Raw genomic sequence first — 15,546 nt, 5'->3', positions numbered from 1 at the left:
TATTCCCAATGCAAGAAATGAAAACGTATTATTTACCGCATGCATTGCTGATGCTGATTCAAGACCTTGACCATACCAGGTTATCAAACCATATAAAACTCCTGCGCAAAATACTCCTATGGCTGCTATTATCGCGTAATTATGCACTATGGAGAATATTGCTGCCTGAAGGATGATTGCCACAATAGGTATTTTAAACCATGATCCGAAGGTTTGCATCAGTAGTCCACGGCACAAGTATTCTTCTGCAAAACCCTGAAAGATTGGCAAAATCAAACACAATATGAGAACTGTAATTGAAGTATTGGTTATGCTTGGCATTCCTGAAGTTAACATAGGTATTAGTTGTAATGCTCCATAAACAATTAAAGTTATAATATATACTTTAATGTAAATGCTCCAATTCCATTTCCTGACAGGTGCTATCTGTGTGGAAAACGGAATTTTATAGACCAATTTATATCCAATATAAATGCCTGGAATCAATGCAATCATGGTAATTGCTGCATAAATAATTTGTTCTATTTTACTTGCAGTAGGGTTTGCTCCCGTAATTTTTAATGCTGCAAACGATATCACGAAATCAATTATTACTGCTATAATTATTATTAAAAAAGGTTTATACCAGGAATATGTTTCCAGAGTTGTTGGAAATGTTGCAAATTCTTTTTCTTCATTTTTTTCAAACAGTTTTGATAAGTTCATAAAATTACTCCATTTTTTTCAAATCAAATAGGATTCACATTTAAAAATAACTTAAACGAACATTGTTATTTTCAATTTTATGTATGTATCACTTTTTAATTTAAATTATATAAAAGTGACTGAAAAATAGATAAATTTCATAACTTAATGTTTAACTGTATGTTTTCAATTAAAAACAGCACAATTAATGGAATCTCCTAATATTACCATCACCTTAAAAAATCACTTTTGGAGGACAATCAAATATCTTTTTAATGTTCGAAAACAAAAATTAAAATATGAAAGGGATTTTTGAATTTATTGAAAAATATTTTTTCATTGTAATATTGTTGGCGGTAGCTATTTCTCTAGTTTATCCAAATTCATTTAAATGGGTTTTAAGTGAATATAATGGCATCAATATTATTAATTTACTTTTAAGTATTGTTCTTTTTACAATGGGAACCACATTGAAAGTTGATGACTTTATTAATGTGTTCAGGAATCCTAAAGAAATTGCAGCTGGAATTTCAGCGCAATATATCATAATGCCTCTTTTGGCATTTATTCTTGCAAGTGTATTTTCCCTGGATACTGCTTTGACAGTTGGACTAATTCTTGTTGGAACTGTGCCTGGGGGAACAGCATCTGATGTCATCACTTTTCTTGCAAAAGGGGATGTGGCATTGTCCGTTTCTTTAACTGCAGTTTCTACTGTGATTTCACCCATATTAACTCCAGTAATCACATTATTGTTAATAGGTAATCAAATTCATTTCAATCCGGTTGACCTGTTTATTTCAATTGTTCAGATAGTGATTGTCCCACTTATTTTAGGTTTAATCTTGAATTACAAATTCCCTAATTTTTGTGAAAAATTAAAAGATTATTTGCCTACAGTATCATCTATTGTAATTTGTTTAATCGTTGCAGGAGTGATTGGAGCCAATAAACAAGCTATTTTAACTTCATCCTATATAATACTCATTGTCATTGTCCTACAATATATCCTTGCAATGCTAATTGGATTTGGAATAGGACGCCTTGTAGGAATGGGCAGAAAACAGATAATTACAATAGCTATCGAACTGGCATTTCAAAATTCAGGTTTGTCAACTAGCCTTGCAAAAACCCATTTTCCAAACTTGTCTCAGGCAACTGTTCCCGGTGCGCTTTATTCTGTCTTGCAGAATTTTGCAGGATCAATTCTTGCCTATGCATTCAGAAAATATTATTCCTGACTGTCTCATCTCTCAAAGCCGATGCAGTTCAACGGATAGGGGGTTTCTAGTAGATAGCCATTTTTACTTAATACTTTTTTTGATTTAATAAACTTCTTCAATAGCCGCGGATGTCATGTTTCTTTTGGGAGGAAATCATAGGGGTGATTTCATAACTACATATCCATTTAATGCATTAATGGAAAATTTCAGTTATATTGAAGGTCATCCTCACTCAAAAGGGGATATAACTGTAGGAAATGATGTATGGATTGGTCACGGTTCCAAGATATTGTCTGGAGTTTCCATTGGCGATGGTGCAATCATAGGTGCAAATTCTTTGGTTACAAGGGATATTCCACCATATGCCGTAGCGGTAGGAAGTCCTGCAAAAGTAATAAAATATCGTTTTGATGAGGAAACCATTATTAAATTGCTTGAAATAAAATGGTGGGATTTTAAAGAAGAGGAAATTATAAAGATTATTCCATTATTGCAATCCACAGATATGGCAGAATTCTTAAAGTTATACGGCAAACCGGATGACTAGTTTAAATAGATTATTTAAAGGGTAAGTTTGTCCTATTTTAGGATTATCATTATACTATTTAAAAATTTGTCCTTGGAATTTATACACGTCACAGCTTTCATCCATCCAGCTGTCGGCGCTGATTCCTGCTTTCATGCAGGTGTGTTCTAAGAATTCTTCAACAGTAAAAAGATTTTCTGTTGCCACTTGAGGAAGCAATAATCCTCTTGAATATCCTTTTTGAATAATCAAACCATCTGTTCCAATTTCAATTTCATCAAAATATTGGTTTGGATGGGCTACTTCAATCAGTTCCGGTTTTGTCAAAACTGTAACTTCCAAATCAAGTATAGGATATTCGTCTTTAGTCACAGCATTGAATCTTGGATCGTTGAATGCAGCCGCAATAGCAACATCTATTGTTGCATTTATTGCAGGTTCTATTGGCTCAGCATATCCAATACAACCTCTTAACATATTATTTTTATTCAATGTAACGAAAACACCTAATTTTTCATCTAATTCTATCGGATAATCTTCAGGTACTTCTAATTTCTCTTTTGTTTCTATATAATGTTCAATTGCCTTTTTGGCAATGTTTACTAAATATTCTCCTGCTTTATCACTCATCATCATCCCATTCCTCCAACTAATGCATTTAAAATTCTTGTGTGGGGTCCACCGTCGCCTACTGGTGCAGTTTGACCGTCCTTTCCACAAAATCCAACACTTAACTTAAAGTCATTCCCGATAGCATCAATATTTTTCAATGTTTCTAAGATATTTCCAGATAATGAAACATCTCTTAGGGGAGTTGAAATTTCACCATTTTCAATTAGATAGCCTTCTGCAGCGTTAAATTGGAAAATGCCTTTACCGGTATCCACTTGTCCTCCTCTTGAGCCTTTAAGATAAATTCCATTTGGAATATCTTCAATCAACTCTTCGAATGTATTGTCTCCAGGTTGCAGATAGGTATTGCTCATTCTTACAATAGGCTGGTCTGAAATAATTGATCTTGCATTTCCTGAGGATTTCATTCCCAATTTTGCTGCGGTTTCCCTTGAATTTAAAAGGGAAATCAATTTCCCATCTTTAACCAGTTGGTTTGGTTTGGTTTTGACTCCTTCCACATCATATGGGTAGTATCCGAATCCGTCCTTTTTGCTTGCATCATCAAATATGTTAACAATTTCTGATGCAATTTGTTCACCCATCTTGTCTTTCAGTATTGAATCGTTCTGTAAGATTAAATCGCCTTCAACTGCATGCCCAAGTGCTTCATGAATCAACACTCCGGTTAGTTCAGGGTCGGCTATAACTGGGAAAATTCCGGAAGGTGCAGCTTCAGCATCCAGCAATCTGACAGCTTTCTCACCAATGCTACGGCCAAAACTTTCAATGTCTGCATCAGCTATGACTTCAAATCCTTTAACTCCTCCAAGGCTTCCATGACCAAATTGGATAATTTCACCATCTGTTGCAGATGCGTTTAAGGCCATTCTCACTTTGCTTGTGATTGTCTGAATTTGGCTGCCTTCACTGTTCATGAACAGTTCATTTATTTCACCGTCGGAATAGCTCACTGTAGTACTGTTGACCTTTTCAATTGTCGCGGCATCATTTGCATCTTTCATGATTTCTTTTTTCTCTTCAATTGAAATATCTTTAAAAGGTATTTTGACATCAACAGCCACCTTATCTTTGATTATTTCACTTTCGCTTAACTTGACGTCTCCTGTAAGTGAATTTGATAATTGGATGGCAGTATCTGTTATTTCATTTAACTTTGATAAATCGGTAGTATATGCAAATCCCCATGCTCCATTTTTCAACACCCTTATTCTTGCTCCTAAGCTCATTCCGGTGTTGATTTCATCAACATTTCCATCTTTCATCAATATGGAAGTGTTGTCACTTTTTCCGGCTCTGATGTCTATGTAATCTACTTTAGGGATTGTTTGTGCAATAATTTTTTCGAATAAATCAATGTATTCTTCCATTCTATCCCTCATTATTATTAATCTAATATTTATATTGGAGTACATCTATAATAAAATTTATTTATGTGTTGAAGTATAATATAACAATTGATATATTATAATTTGAAATCTGGTGATTGAATGGTTATTATTGTTGGCACAGGTGCTGGAGGAGCTATAATTGCTCGTGAATTAGCAAAAGAAAACATACAAGTTACTATTATTGAGAAAGGACCTTATATAAAATCTGGTGAAGCATTTAACTATTATGATAAATACAATGATTCTGTAGACTTGTTAACAACCACATGTATTGGTGGGGCAACAATCGTGTCCATGGCAAATATGGTCAGGGCCCTTGATGAGGAATTGCACGAATTCGGCATTGATTTAACTGAGGAATATGATTATGTTGAAAAATTGGTTGGAGTTCACCAACTTGATGATTCACATATTGGCCGAGGAACACAGCTATTTTTAGATGCAGGGCGTGAATTGGGCTTGAACACACTCAAAATGCCTAAAGCTATTCGAGAGGAGGATTGTGTTCAATGCGGTAGATGTGCATTCGGTTGTCCGGCTGATGCAAAGTTTTCAGGAAAGGACTTTGTTGATGAAGCGGTTGAAGCTGGAGCTAAATTAATAACTGACGCTGAAGTAATTGAAGTAATATCTGATAATAATAAAGTAAAAGGTGTTTCTTACATTAAAGACAATAAAAAAGAATCAATTTATGCTGATACTGTAGTTTTATCTGCGGGAGCTATTGGAACTACATTGATTTTAAGGCAATCCGGAATTGAAGATGCCGGCAGCGAAATATTCTTTGATCCTTTTGTCACTGTTGGAGGATATTTAAAAGACATTAACTTCAATACAGAGGTTCAGATGGCGGGTTTGGTAATAGGTAAAAACTTCGTTTTATCTCCTCATTTCTCATCATTCATTAAGGGCAATATTGATGATAAAAAAGTTGACGATAAAGACATTTTAAGTATCATGGTCAAAACAGCTGATGACTGCAGGGGTTATGTCGATAGCGAAGGTGATGTAATAAAAGAGAACACCATTCAGGATATCAGATATCTGGCAGAAGGGGTGGCTACTGCAGGTTTTATTCTTCAAAAGGCAGGAGTTGACCCATCAACTATCGGTTCTACAGTTTATAGGGGGGCGCATCCCGGAGGAACAGCTAAAATAGGAAAAATAGTTGATTCAAATCAGGAAACAGAAATCGAAGGTTTGTTTGTAAGTGATGCAAGCGTATTGCCAATATCACCTGGAAAGCCACCAATATTGACAATTCTGGCATTATCTAAAAGACTGGCAGATTATCTAAAAAATAGATAAAGAAGATTATTCGAATTGTTTGTCGATATCTTCTGTGTTTATTAGTTTTTCACAGTAATGGCATCTGACAACTGGCGGATACTTATTGATAACATTAAATATTGGTGTAATCGGCTCATTTTCATAATTTGTAATGCATTTTGGATTGGTGCACTTTATGATTGATGTAATCTTATCCGGCAGTATGATTTTGTCTTTTTTGATAGTTTCATAATTCCTGATGATGTTGATTGTAGCTTTAGGAGCAATTAATGCAACTTGATTAAGTTCTTTGTGATCCAATTCTCTGTTTTCAATTTTTACAATATCCTTTCTGCCAATTTCGGCAGATGAAACATTCATGGCCACTGTGACATTATGTGTTTCAGCATCAGGAAGATCTAAAATTTTAAGAATGTGTAGAGCTTTATTGGCAGTGATATGGTCAATAACTGTCCCATTTTCAATAGCTTTAATCTTTAATTCTGATTTTTTGTTTTTTGTCAATTTTATCTACCTTTTATACATTTTTAAGTCTTTCATTTCAATAATTGCTTCGGTATCGTTAACTAATTTTTCAGGGCTTTTACCTTTAGTTGCAATTGTAAAACTTTCAATGACTCTCGCCCCACGCATTTTAACTTTCTCTTCAAGTCTAGCAATATTGCTGTCTCCTCGACTGCTGTCCATTGTAGCAAATAGGACAACATCCTTTCCGGTAAAGTTGCATCTGTCAATTATAGTCAATATCGCCGGTGTCGGATTTCCCGCCCAGGTAGGAGTTCCAATGTATATTGTATCAAAATTTTCCAAATCAACTCTTGCAGGGTAAATGTCTGTTTTGTTTTCTCTGAACGCATTTATGGAAGCCAATAACCTATTTTTAAATCCGTCACGATTTTTCAAATCATGAATCTGAAGTAAACTTCCGTCCAAGTTTTCGGCAAGCGTTTTTGCAACTGTTTCTGTTGTGCCTCCCTGTGAGTAATACATGATTAATGTTGCCATTTTTCCAATCTCCGTTTATTTAAGGATGAAGACCAAAGTGAGTTAAGCCAGTTGTCTCATCAATGCCAAGTAGAATGTTCATGTTTTGGATAGCCTGACCGGATGCGCCTTTAACAAGGTTATCGATAGCGGATAACATTACGACTCTTCCGGTGTCATCTATTTCAAATCCTCCAATGTGAACAAAGTTGGATCCCCTAACTGAACTTAAGTGAGGTACTTCCCCATCATCCATAAGTTTGATAAAGAATTCGTTTGAGTATTGCTTTTCGTATAGTTTTCTTAACTCTTCAGGAGTGATATCTTTATTTTCATCATTTAAAAAGCTATGGCTTGTTGTCTGGATTCCTCGGATTACAGGTACTAAGTGAGGTGTAAATGAAACTTTAACTTCATCAAATCCGTGCAATTCCTGTTGAATTTCAGACATGTGCCTGTGTGATGAAATCTTATATGGATTAACGTTATCTGCAATGTTAGGGTAATGTGTAGTTGCAGACGGATTTACTCCTGCTCCGCTAACTCCGGTTTTTGAATCGATGATGATTCTATCGACCAAGCCATTTTCAACAAGAGGATATGATGATAAGATTGCACCGGTTGGAAAACACCCTGGATTTGCAACCAGGTTGGCTTTTTTGATTTCATCTCTGTATAGTTCAGGAAGTCCGAATACACCTTCATTTTCACTGTCGGTGTGTTCCATTCCATACCATTTTTCATAGACTGCAGTATCTCTGTATCTGTAGTCTCCGCTCAAATCAACTACCTTTGCACTGGTTTCAAGTATTTCCGGAACAATTTTCATTGATGCCCCATGTGGGGTTGCGGTAAATACAACATCGGCATCCAGCTCAGATGGACTCTTGTTTTTAAAGACAAGTCCTGAATCTCTAATGTGTGGGTGGATTTCATGTGCTGGAGTTCCTTCGTATTGTCTTGAAGTGATGTCGGTAATTTCCACTTCAGGATGGTTTAAAAGCATTCTTAAAAGCTCTCCGCCAGTATATCCACTTGCTCCAATAATTGCTACTTTAAACATTTTAATAATCTCCTTAATCTTCACAGTTATCTAATATTTTTCCTTCAAAGTCAGTATTTTTAATTTTTTTGATAATCTTGCAGCTGCTGTCCAGTTCATCTTTGTGATAAACTTTCACGCGCTGTACACGTGCTTTCAGACCCCTGTCATCAATCGCCTTTTGCAGCTTTTCAACGTTATGGGTTTGGTCAGGTCCGATAGCTATAATGTCAGGGTCGATATCCTCTACAATTTTAAAGATATCCCCTTCTTCATTGCCTAAATAAGCTTCATCTACGGGCTTTAACATTTTTACCAATTCCAAACGTTGGTTTTCACCGATAATAGGGACTCTTTTCCTTTTCTCTACAGTTGAGTCGCGGGCTACTACAACATACAGTTTAGAATTGTATCCTCCAAGGTTTTTTGCTTCTTCTAGATAGACTCCATGTCCCGGATGGAGCAGGTCAAATGCACCGCTTGCCATTACTTTTTTCATTCAATTACCTCTTTTGGTATTTTAACGCTTCAGTTAAATCAATTTTATCAGTATAAAGTGCAGAACCGATAACAATTCCTTCCACACCGCTTTCATTTAATTTTTTGATATCGTCGATTGTTGTAATTCCTCCGGAATAAACGATAGGAATGTCAACGGACTTTTTCAAATCTTCAACAGGTTCTGTGTAAAAGCCACCTAAAAGGCCTTCAACATCGACATTTGTAAATAGGATGCTGCCTGCACCGTGTTCCTTAAACTCTTGGGAAAGTTCCACAGGGCTTTTGTCAATCTTTTCCTGCCATCCCTTGATTACAACTTTATTGTCTTTGCTGTCAAGTGAAATCATGATTCTATCTGATCCGTATTCCTCTGAGAGTTGGGAAATGGTTTCGGGGTGTTTGATACCCATTGTTCCGATTATGATTCTTTCAATATCCAAGTTCAATAATTGGCGGGCATATTCAACACTTCTTATTCCTCCACCAAGCTGAATTGGAACGGAAACTTCCTTTAGGATTTTCCTGATTATATCGAAGCTGGCTTGTCCATTTATTGTTCCGTCAAGGTCAATGACATGGATATTCTTAGCTCCTAAATCCTCCCAGTGGCGAGCAACAAGTTCCGGATTTTCTATTTCGACCATTTCACTTCCGGGTTCGCCTTGAACAAGCTGCACGCATTTTCCATTTTTGATGTCCACTGCGGGCATTATCAACATTTCATCTTTTTTAAATGACATTCACATTTTTCCTGTACTATTTTATTATAATTTAAGTATATGTTTTGAAATGTTTTATATCTATTGTTTACACCATTGCTAATTTTTAGGTATGCCTAAATTTATATATTAAAAAAAATAAAATATAAGTATAATTAAATAAAGAAGGCATATTAATGAGTACAATTATAGAATTTAAAAATGTGGTAAAGGAATATAAGTCCGGAGACCACATCTTAAAAGCTATGGATAATGTTAATTTTACAATTGATGAAGGGGAGTTTGTTGTAATCCTAGGTCCGTCAGGAGCCGGAAAATCAACACTTTTAAACCTTTTGGGAGGTCTTGACAGCGTAACCTCAGGTCAAATCATTGTAAATAATCAGAACGTTGAAAGTTTCAACGACAATCAGCTAACTGAATACCGGGCAAAAAATGTCGGTTTCATATTTCAGTTCTACAACCTGATTCCAAATCTGACTTCACTGGAAAACGTTGAGCTAATGAAAGACATTGTTGATGTGGATATTGACGGACTTGAAGTTTTAGACTCCGTTGGGCTTAAGGACCATGCCGGCCAGTTTCCGGCACAGTTGTCCGGTGGTGAACAGCAACGTGTTTCTATTGCAAGAGCAGTAGCAAAACAACCGACCATGCTTTTGTGTGATGAGCCAACAGGAGCACTTGATTCAAAAACAGGTGTGCTAATTTTAAATTTGCTCCAGGACATGAGCAATAACAGGAATACTACTGTTGTAATTGTAACTCACAATGCAATACTTGCAGAAGCGGCTGATAAGGTTATAAGAATTAAGAACGGCCAGATAGAAAGTATTACAATTAATGACAATCCTAAAAAGGTAACTGATTTGGAATGGTGAGTATATGCTTGCAAAAAAGATGTTGAGAGACATCTGGAAGCATAAAACCCAATTTCTGTCTATTTTTTTAATGGCATTTTTAGGAGTTTTTGTTTTCGCAGGTGTCGGCGGAGAATCAGTTGGCCTTGAAGTTAATGTGGATAAGTATTATGGGGAAACCAACCTTGCTGACGGCTGGATTTACTCAGCAAACCTTAATGATGATTTTGTAGATAAGGTGAATAATTTAAGTCCGACAACCCAATCGGAAAGACAGCTTGTTCTGGATTCGGTTGCAGACTTTTCAAACGATCCGGAAATTACACTGCATTTTGTAGAAAACAATACCATCTCTAAGTTTTATCTGATGGATGGCGAACCTTTAAATATCTCTGACAGCGATGGTGTATGGTTGGACAAAAGTTTTGCCGATGCTAAAAGCTTAAAAGTTGGAGATAACATTACTTTTGAGTTTAATGGAATAACCTTGGAAAAGGAAATTAAAGGGATAGGATATTCTCCGGAATACGTTTATCATGCATCATCAGCATCCATAATTCCCGACTTTAACAAAATAGGTTTTGCTTATATGTCATATAAGGCATTTCCAATGGATAATGTTCCATACAATGTTTTGGAAGTAAAATTCACAGGAAATCCGGGCGATTATAATGATTTGCTGTCCGATAAGTTGGATGGTGATTATAACTCATTTGTTGAACAGTCAGAGCATTCCAGCGTAAGCCAGTTTTCTGAAGAAATGGACCAGCACAAAATGATGGGAGATATTTTCCCGGTTGTATTCATATTGATTGCAATGCTGATTCTGTTAACAACAATGACAAGAATCATTGCTCATCAGAGAACCCAAATCGGCATATTAAAATCTAACGGTTTTAAAAACAGGTCAATAATCTTTCATTATGTTTCATATGGGTTCTGGCTAGTATTTATAGGCTCAATTTTAGGTTTGATTATTGGTCCTCTGACATTGCCTCAGCTGTTCTATCCTTCAATGAGTGCTACATATAAACTTCCTTCATGGGATCCTGCATGGAGCATGAATTTTGTTTATGTTGCCGCATTGATGATAATAATGTCACTGATTGTTTCATATGTTGCAGTCAGAAGCATTTCCAAGGAGAATCCTGCCGATACAATAAGACCTAAAGCGCCGAAGATTTCCACAACAGGCGTTTTGGAAAAATTGGGATTCTGGAAGAGACTGTCATTCAATGCACGCTGGAATTACAGGGATGCTAAAAGAAACAAGTTCAGAGCAATAATGACTATTGTTGGCGTTATAGGGTGTACAGCCCTTCTGGTTTCCGCATTTGGAATGTATGATGGCATGAACGATTTGAAGGAGTGGGAATATAATCAGATAAATCATTATGACTCAAAAATGGTCATTGATGAAGAGGCCAGCATTTCTGAAATTGACAGTGTTGCCGATGAAGTTGACGGCGATAAATTGATGGAATCAGCCATTGAAATTGAGGTGGGTTCGACTAAAAAGTCAGGTTCGCTATTGGTTCTAAACGACACTGATTTGGTAACTCCTACCGATTATGATTGGAATAAAGTGGAAATTGCCGATGATGAGATTTCAATTTCACAGAAGATGGCTGACCTGTTGGGTGTTGGCATTGGCGATACCGTAAAATGGCACATCATGGGTTCAGATAAATGGGTTAACGTAACCATAGATAAGATTCATGCAGACCCAATTTCACAAGGATTCATCATGTCCAAAGATAAACTGGAAGATTTGGGACTGAATTACACTCCAACAAGTATTGTGACAAGTGAACATGTCGATAAAAATTTCTCAGCAATCAAGTCAACAAGTTCGATGAAGGACATGACCTCCAGTTGGGATGAGCTAACAGAATCAATGTGGCTTTTGATTTACATATTGATATTCTTTGCAAGCCTCTTGGCGGTTGTTGTGCTTTATAACCTGGGATTGTTGTCATTTACAGAAATTGAACGTGAAATTGCAACCCTGAAGGTTTTGGGTTTCAAAACAGGTGCCTTAAGGAGGCTGCTCTTAACACAAAACTTATGGTTTACAGCTATTGGATTTATATTGGGCCTTCCGGTGGGTTATTATATTCTGGCCATAATGTGGCAATCATCAGGGGATTCATTTTATATATTGCCGTCCATATCAATAACAAACTTCATATTGACTGCTCTAATAACATTCGCTTTGTCAATACTTGTGAACCTGATGTTTTCAGGAAAAATCAGGAAGTTGGATATGGTTGAATCACTTAAGGGTGTTGAATAGGTTTTACACCATTCACCCCCAATTAGTGACAAAATGTTTAAAAAGATGTAACTTAGATTATTATTTAGGTGATATTATGGTTGAAGTTACTTCCAAGTCAAAATATATGGACCTGCTGAATGAATATCCGTTGCTTAAGACAGACCTTGTCAAAAGGAACCACAAGTTCAAATTTTTAGTTACTCCTATGGGAAAAATTTCCCTTTGGGAAGCCGACCTTGAGGAAGTTAGCAGGCATGCTGAATTGAGTGTTGGCGAAACAGTTTCCCTTTTCAGTGAGCTGATTAACTCCTATTAATTATTTTTTTTAACTGTTTGATGTATATCCCTGTTTTCAATCAAGCTATTTTGAAGAAATGCTTGGTGTTAATGTGAAACACCTCTAAAAAATATATCATTTTCATGTGAAACTGTCTTTTTAATGAGGTATGTAATCAATTTAGTTAGGTTTTTTATGTTTCAGTTTCTAATATTATATTATGTCACTTACTCGGAAAATGCTGAGGGATATAAAAATCAATAAAACACAGTTTATTGCGATATTTCTAATGGCATTTTTAGGCATTTTTGCTTACTGTGGAATTTATGGTGAGTATTATGGGTTAGTGCAAACTTCCGATGAATATTATAATGTTACCAATATGGCGGATGCCTGGATTTACAATACTAATTTTGATAATGCTTCTATCGATGAGATAAGTGATTTTACAACACAAACTGAAAGACAGCTGGTTGTTCAATCGGTAGCTGATTTTGATAACAAACCCGACATCACGCTGCACTTCGCTGAAAAGGGAGAGATATCCAAATTTTATTCTACAGAAGGTAAGGACTTTGATGCATCAGATGACTCTGGAGTCTGGCTTGATAAGCGTTTTGCAGATGAAAAGAATTTAAGCGTTGGGGATGAAATCACTTTTGAATTCAATAACATCAATATTACAAAGGAAATCAAGGGTATCGGATATTCTCCGGAATACATTTATGAATCTTCACCCAATTCTCTAACTCCTGATTTTTCACAAATCGGTTTTGCTTACATGTCTTATAAGGCATTTCCTGTTGATATTACTTATAATACATTGCTTGTTAAGTATAATGGCTCAGATACTGATTTTAAGGATAATCTGGATGATTCTATTGATTACTTGTCACTCACCAAAAAGGAAGACCAGATCAGCGTTGCCAAATTTGCAGACGAAATGGCACAACACAAGATGATAGGGGACGTTTTTCCAATTGTATTTATTTTGGTTACTTTTCTAACACTTTTGACAACCATGACCAGAATAGTAACTCATCAGCGCACTCAGATTGGAATTCTAAAGGCAGTCGGCTACAAAGACAAGACAATTATCCTGCATTATATTTCTTATGGGTTCTGGCCGGTTTTGATAGGATCCATTTTAGGCCTAATTACAGGACCTATGATAATTCCTCAGATGTTTTATCCTACAATGGCAGCGACTTACAGTATGCCAAGCTGGAATCCGGGCTTTGACATGAGTTTTATCTACATTTCAGTATTGCTTGTCGTATCTTCCGTTTTTGTCACATACCTGTCATGCAGGAGGATTTCAAAGGAAAATCCTGCAAACACATTAAGACCTAAATCTCCGAATGTCTCCTCAAGGGCTTTAATTGAAAAGTCAAAATTGTGGAATCACCTAAGCTTTAATCTTCGTTGGAATTGGCGTGATGCAAGAAGAAACAAATTCAGAGCATTGATGGCAATAGTGGGAGTGATGGGTTGTGTGGCATTATTGATTGCAGCCTTTGGAATGAATGACAGCATGGATGAGTTGAAACATTGGGAATATGATGACATCAGCCATTTTGAGTCTAAACTATTGCTTTCTAATGATGTTGACCAAATGGAATTATCAGATATCTTAAATGAAACCAACGGCAGTTTCATCATGCAGCAAGCTATTGAAATCAAATCAGATGACCTGGAAGACCAGGTGGTGCTTTTGGTATCGAACAACACGGACTTGATTTCCTACACAGATAGAAATAAGAATCCTATTGAAATTGATGAGGGGGATGTTTCAATTTCAATTAAGCTTGCAGAGAAATTTAACTTGACTGTTGGTGATGAAATCAAATGGCACATTGTCGGAAGCGACAAGTGGGTAAACTCAAAAATAGGTCAGATTCATGCAGAACCTGTATCACAAGGACTGATAATGTCTCCGGACACTCTGGAAGATCAGGGTTTGAATTTCACACCTACAAATATCCTGACAAAAGAGAAATTCGATGAGGACTACGATTCAATCAAATCGGTTTCAACCATCGATAAGATGAAGGAAAGTTGGGATAAGGTAACCGAAGCGGTAATGATGATGGTTTATGTGGTGACATTTGTAGCAGTTGCCCTAGCTATTTTGGTATTGTACAATTTGGGAATTTTATCATTTACAGAAATGGAGCGGGAAATTGCAACATTGAAGGTTTTAGGCTTTAAAACAAATGTCTTAAGGAAATTGCTGTTGACACAAAATATTATTTTTACATCTATAGGATTCCTATTGGGAATTCCGCTTGGATTCTATTTCATGACTCTAATGATGAATGCTGCGGGGGACTCCCTTTATTATGTTCCGTCACTAACATGGGGAAATATTCTGTTGACTGCCTTAATAACATTTACAATATCAATCAGTGTTAATTTATTGTTTTCAGGTAAAATAAGTGATTTGAACATGGTTGAAGCACTTAAGGATGTTGAATAGCTATTGGGTAAAAAGCAGTTATTGTTTAAACTATTGTCTATCAATTTTACTTTTAATATTTATTTGACCATTGATAGGCTATTCTGGGAGATTCTCTGACATATATTGTCCCACACTTTTTAAAACCATTCTTTTCGATTTGCTTTTGCATGATTAAATTGCTTTTATGAGTGTCTATTCGGATATTGTCCGAGATGCCTTTGCAATAATTTATGGCGCACTTGAAAATGCCATGCGCCTTACCGTCACTTGCTATTCTATGCACTGTTACATATGGTTCATCATTAAGCCATTTCCCATCTTCTATATGATGGTATGTAGGTTCAGTACCATCAAAAAGTACAAATACTCCATGAACGCCTTCTTCATCAAAAATCAAATGACAAACCCCATTTTCAATATCATTTCGGATTAACTCTTCTGGGGGATAGGAATGTCCCCATTGGGGGTTGCCGGATTCAATCATAAAATCCTGTGCAATTCGATAGATGCTCATTATGACATTTAAATCATCTGGAATGGCTTTTCTTATATTCATATTATTAAATATTTCATGTTTGGATATAAAATTTTAATTAAAAATTTATAGGGCAAAATATATAAGAATAATTAAGGTGATTGCATGGAAGATATCTATGACTGGAAAGGTTTAAACGGAC

General features: G+C 36.0%; 16 protein-coding genes. 7 read left to right on the top strand and 9 right to left on the bottom strand.

All coding sequences use genetic code 11. From position 1 onward, the window contains the following. Positions 1-579, bottom strand: a 579-nt coding sequence (locus IJI93_RS07660; RefSeq protein ID WP_292821837.1) for a CPBP family intramembrane glutamic endopeptidase, incomplete at its 3' end; no start/stop codon positions are given. Between the two features lie 404 nt (positions 580-983). Here IJI93_RS07660 and IJI93_RS07655 point away from each other — a divergent pair. Both IJI93_RS07655 and IJI93_RS07650 read left to right on the top strand, forming a co-directional pair. Next, positions 984-1,925 (top strand): bile acid:sodium symporter family protein, encoded by a 942-nt coding sequence (locus IJI93_RS07655; RefSeq protein ID WP_292821835.1) that lies wholly within the window; start codon positions 984-986, stop codon positions 1,923-1,925. A gap of 115 nt (positions 1,926-2,040) precedes the next feature. Continuing rightward, positions 2,041-2,454, top strand: a complete 414-nt coding sequence (locus tag IJI93_RS07650) for a CatB-related O-acetyltransferase (RefSeq protein ID WP_292821833.1) — start codon at positions 2,041-2,043, stop codon at positions 2,452-2,454. Positions 2,455-2,508: 54 nt separating this feature from the next. On the opposite strand, the gene IJI93_RS07645 is transcribed toward IJI93_RS07650, so the two are convergent. Both IJI93_RS07645 and IJI93_RS07640 read right to left on the bottom strand, forming a co-directional pair. Continuing rightward, a complete protein-coding gene (locus tag IJI93_RS07645; protein WP_292821838.1) occupies positions 2,509-3,066 on the bottom strand; it encodes a TIGR00296 family protein in 558 nt (185 codons plus the stop codon). After that, positions 3,066-4,436: a TldD/PmbA family protein gene (locus tag IJI93_RS07640; protein WP_292821831.1), complete on the bottom strand. Its 1,371-nt coding sequence runs from the start codon at positions 4,434-4,436 to the stop codon at positions 3,066-3,068. The genes IJI93_RS07645 and IJI93_RS07640 overlap by 1 nt, the downstream gene beginning before the upstream one ends. A gap of 120 nt (positions 4,437-4,556) precedes the next feature. Between IJI93_RS07640 and IJI93_RS07635 the strand changes: the two genes are divergently transcribed. Then, positions 4,557-5,765 (top strand): FAD-dependent oxidoreductase, encoded by a 1,209-nt coding sequence (locus tag IJI93_RS07635; RefSeq protein WP_292821829.1) that lies wholly within the window; start codon positions 4,557-4,559, stop codon positions 5,763-5,765. A gap of 6 nt (positions 5,766-5,771) precedes the next feature. Here IJI93_RS07635 and pyrI read toward each other — a convergent pair whose 3' ends face one another. From pyrI to hisA, 5 genes are read right to left on the bottom strand one after another with little or no spacing between them, the layout of a single operon-like run. After that, complete coding sequence (gene pyrI / locus IJI93_RS07630) at positions 5,772-6,251, bottom strand: aspartate carbamoyltransferase regulatory subunit (protein WP_292821827.1); 480 nt, start codon at positions 6,249-6,251, stop codon at positions 5,772-5,774. 6 nt (positions 6,252-6,257) lie between these two features. Then, positions 6,258-6,752: a flavodoxin gene (locus IJI93_RS07625; RefSeq protein WP_292821825.1), complete on the bottom strand. Its 495-nt coding sequence runs from the start codon at positions 6,750-6,752 to the stop codon at positions 6,258-6,260. Between the two features lie 19 nt (positions 6,753-6,771). Beyond that, positions 6,772-7,794, bottom strand: coding sequence for an N-acetyl-gamma-glutamyl-phosphate reductase (gene argC, locus IJI93_RS07620; RefSeq protein ID WP_292821823.1), 1,023 nt, complete (start codon positions 7,792-7,794; stop codon positions 6,772-6,774). Positions 7,795-7,807: 13 nt separating this feature from the next. Next, the gene (locus IJI93_RS07615; RefSeq protein WP_292821821.1) at positions 7,808-8,272 is read right to left on the bottom strand and encodes an FAD synthase; all 465 of its coding nucleotides are present in this window, start codon (positions 8,270-8,272) and stop codon (positions 7,808-7,810) included. A gap of 4 nt (positions 8,273-8,276) precedes the next feature. Beyond that, positions 8,277-9,014, bottom strand: coding sequence for a 1-(5-phosphoribosyl)-5-[(5-phosphoribosylamino)methylideneamino]imidazole-4-carboxamide isomerase (gene hisA / locus IJI93_RS07610; RefSeq protein WP_292821819.1), 738 nt, complete (start codon positions 9,012-9,014; stop codon positions 8,277-8,279). A gap of 155 nt (positions 9,015-9,169) precedes the next feature. On the opposite strand from hisA, the gene IJI93_RS07605 reads away from it, so the two are divergent. The 4 genes from IJI93_RS07605 to IJI93_RS07590 all read left to right on the top strand — a co-directional run bounded on the left by IJI93_RS07605 (position 9,170) and on the right by IJI93_RS07590 (position 14,887). Then, a complete protein-coding gene (locus IJI93_RS07605; RefSeq protein ID WP_292821817.1) occupies positions 9,170-9,874 on the top strand; it encodes an ABC transporter ATP-binding protein in 705 nt (234 codons plus the stop codon). 4 nt (positions 9,875-9,878) lie between these two features. Beyond that, positions 9,879-12,149, top strand: a complete 2,271-nt coding sequence (locus tag IJI93_RS07600; RefSeq protein WP_292821815.1) for an ABC transporter permease — start codon at positions 9,879-9,881, stop codon at positions 12,147-12,149. 76 nt (positions 12,150-12,225) lie between these two features. Beyond that, positions 12,226-12,447: a hypothetical protein gene (locus IJI93_RS07595; RefSeq protein ID WP_292821813.1), complete on the top strand. Its 222-nt coding sequence runs from the start codon at positions 12,226-12,228 to the stop codon at positions 12,445-12,447. A gap of 181 nt (positions 12,448-12,628) precedes the next feature. After that, on the top strand, positions 12,629-14,887 hold the full coding sequence (locus IJI93_RS07590; protein ID WP_292821811.1) for an ABC transporter permease: 2,259 nt from the start codon (positions 12,629-12,631) through the stop codon (positions 14,885-14,887). Positions 14,888-14,939: 52 nt separating this feature from the next. On the opposite strand, the gene IJI93_RS07585 is transcribed toward IJI93_RS07590, so the two are convergent. Next, on the bottom strand, positions 14,940-15,425 hold the full coding sequence (locus IJI93_RS07585; protein WP_292821809.1) for a hypothetical protein: 486 nt from the start codon (positions 15,423-15,425) through the stop codon (positions 14,940-14,942). Positions 15,426-15,546 lie beyond the last annotated feature (121 nt).

This window comes from Methanobrevibacter sp., from assembly GCF_017431965.1.
GTDB lineage: Archaea > Methanobacteriota > Methanobacteria > Methanobacteriales > Methanobacteriaceae > Methanocatella.
The sequence above is the reverse complement of the archived record's forward strand: the minus strand, read 5'-3'. Positions and strand labels throughout refer to the sequence as shown.

Excerpts from the sequence above, each read along its gene's own strand:
- IJI93_RS07655 (WP_292821835.1), top strand. The coding sequence starts at position 984 with ATGAAAGGGATTTTTGAATTTATTGAAAAATATTTTTTCATTGTAATA.
- IJI93_RS07650 (WP_292821833.1), top strand. The coding sequence starts at position 2,041 with ATGTTTCTTTTGGGAGGAAATCATAGGGGTGATTTCATAACTACATAT.
- IJI93_RS07645 (WP_292821838.1), bottom strand. The coding sequence starts at position 3,066 with ATGATGAGTGATAAAGCAGGAGAATATTTAGTAAACATTGCCAAAAAG.
- IJI93_RS07640 (WP_292821831.1), bottom strand. The coding sequence starts at position 4,436 with ATGGAAGAATACATTGATTTATTCGAAAAAATTATTGCACAAACAATC.
- IJI93_RS07635 (WP_292821829.1), top strand. The coding sequence starts at position 4,557 with ATGGTTATTATTGTTGGCACAGGTGCTGGAGGAGCTATAATTGCTCGT.
- IJI93_RS07625 (WP_292821825.1), bottom strand. The coding sequence starts at position 6,752 with ATGGCAACATTAATCATGTATTACTCACAGGGAGGCACAACAGAAACA.
- argC (WP_292821823.1), bottom strand. The coding sequence starts at position 7,794 with ATGTTTAAAGTAGCAATTATTGGAGCAAGTGGATATACTGGCGGAGAG.
- IJI93_RS07615 (WP_292821821.1), bottom strand. The coding sequence starts at position 8,272 with ATGAAAAAAGTAATGGCAAGCGGTGCATTTGACCTGCTCCATCCGGGA.
- hisA (WP_292821819.1), bottom strand. The coding sequence starts at position 9,014 with ATGTCATTTAAAAAAGATGAAATGTTGATAATGCCCGCAGTGGACATC.
- IJI93_RS07605 (WP_292821817.1), top strand. The coding sequence starts at position 9,170 with ATGAGTACAATTATAGAATTTAAAAATGTGGTAAAGGAATATAAGTCC.
- IJI93_RS07600 (WP_292821815.1), top strand. The coding sequence starts at position 9,879 with ATGCTTGCAAAAAAGATGTTGAGAGACATCTGGAAGCATAAAACCCAA.
- IJI93_RS07595 (WP_292821813.1), top strand. The coding sequence starts at position 12,226 with ATGGTTGAAGTTACTTCCAAGTCAAAATATATGGACCTGCTGAATGAA.
- IJI93_RS07590 (WP_292821811.1), top strand. The coding sequence starts at position 12,629 with ATGTCACTTACTCGGAAAATGCTGAGGGATATAAAAATCAATAAAACA.
- IJI93_RS07585 (WP_292821809.1), bottom strand. The coding sequence starts at position 15,425 with ATGAATATAAGAAAAGCCATTCCAGATGATTTAAATGTCATAATGAGC.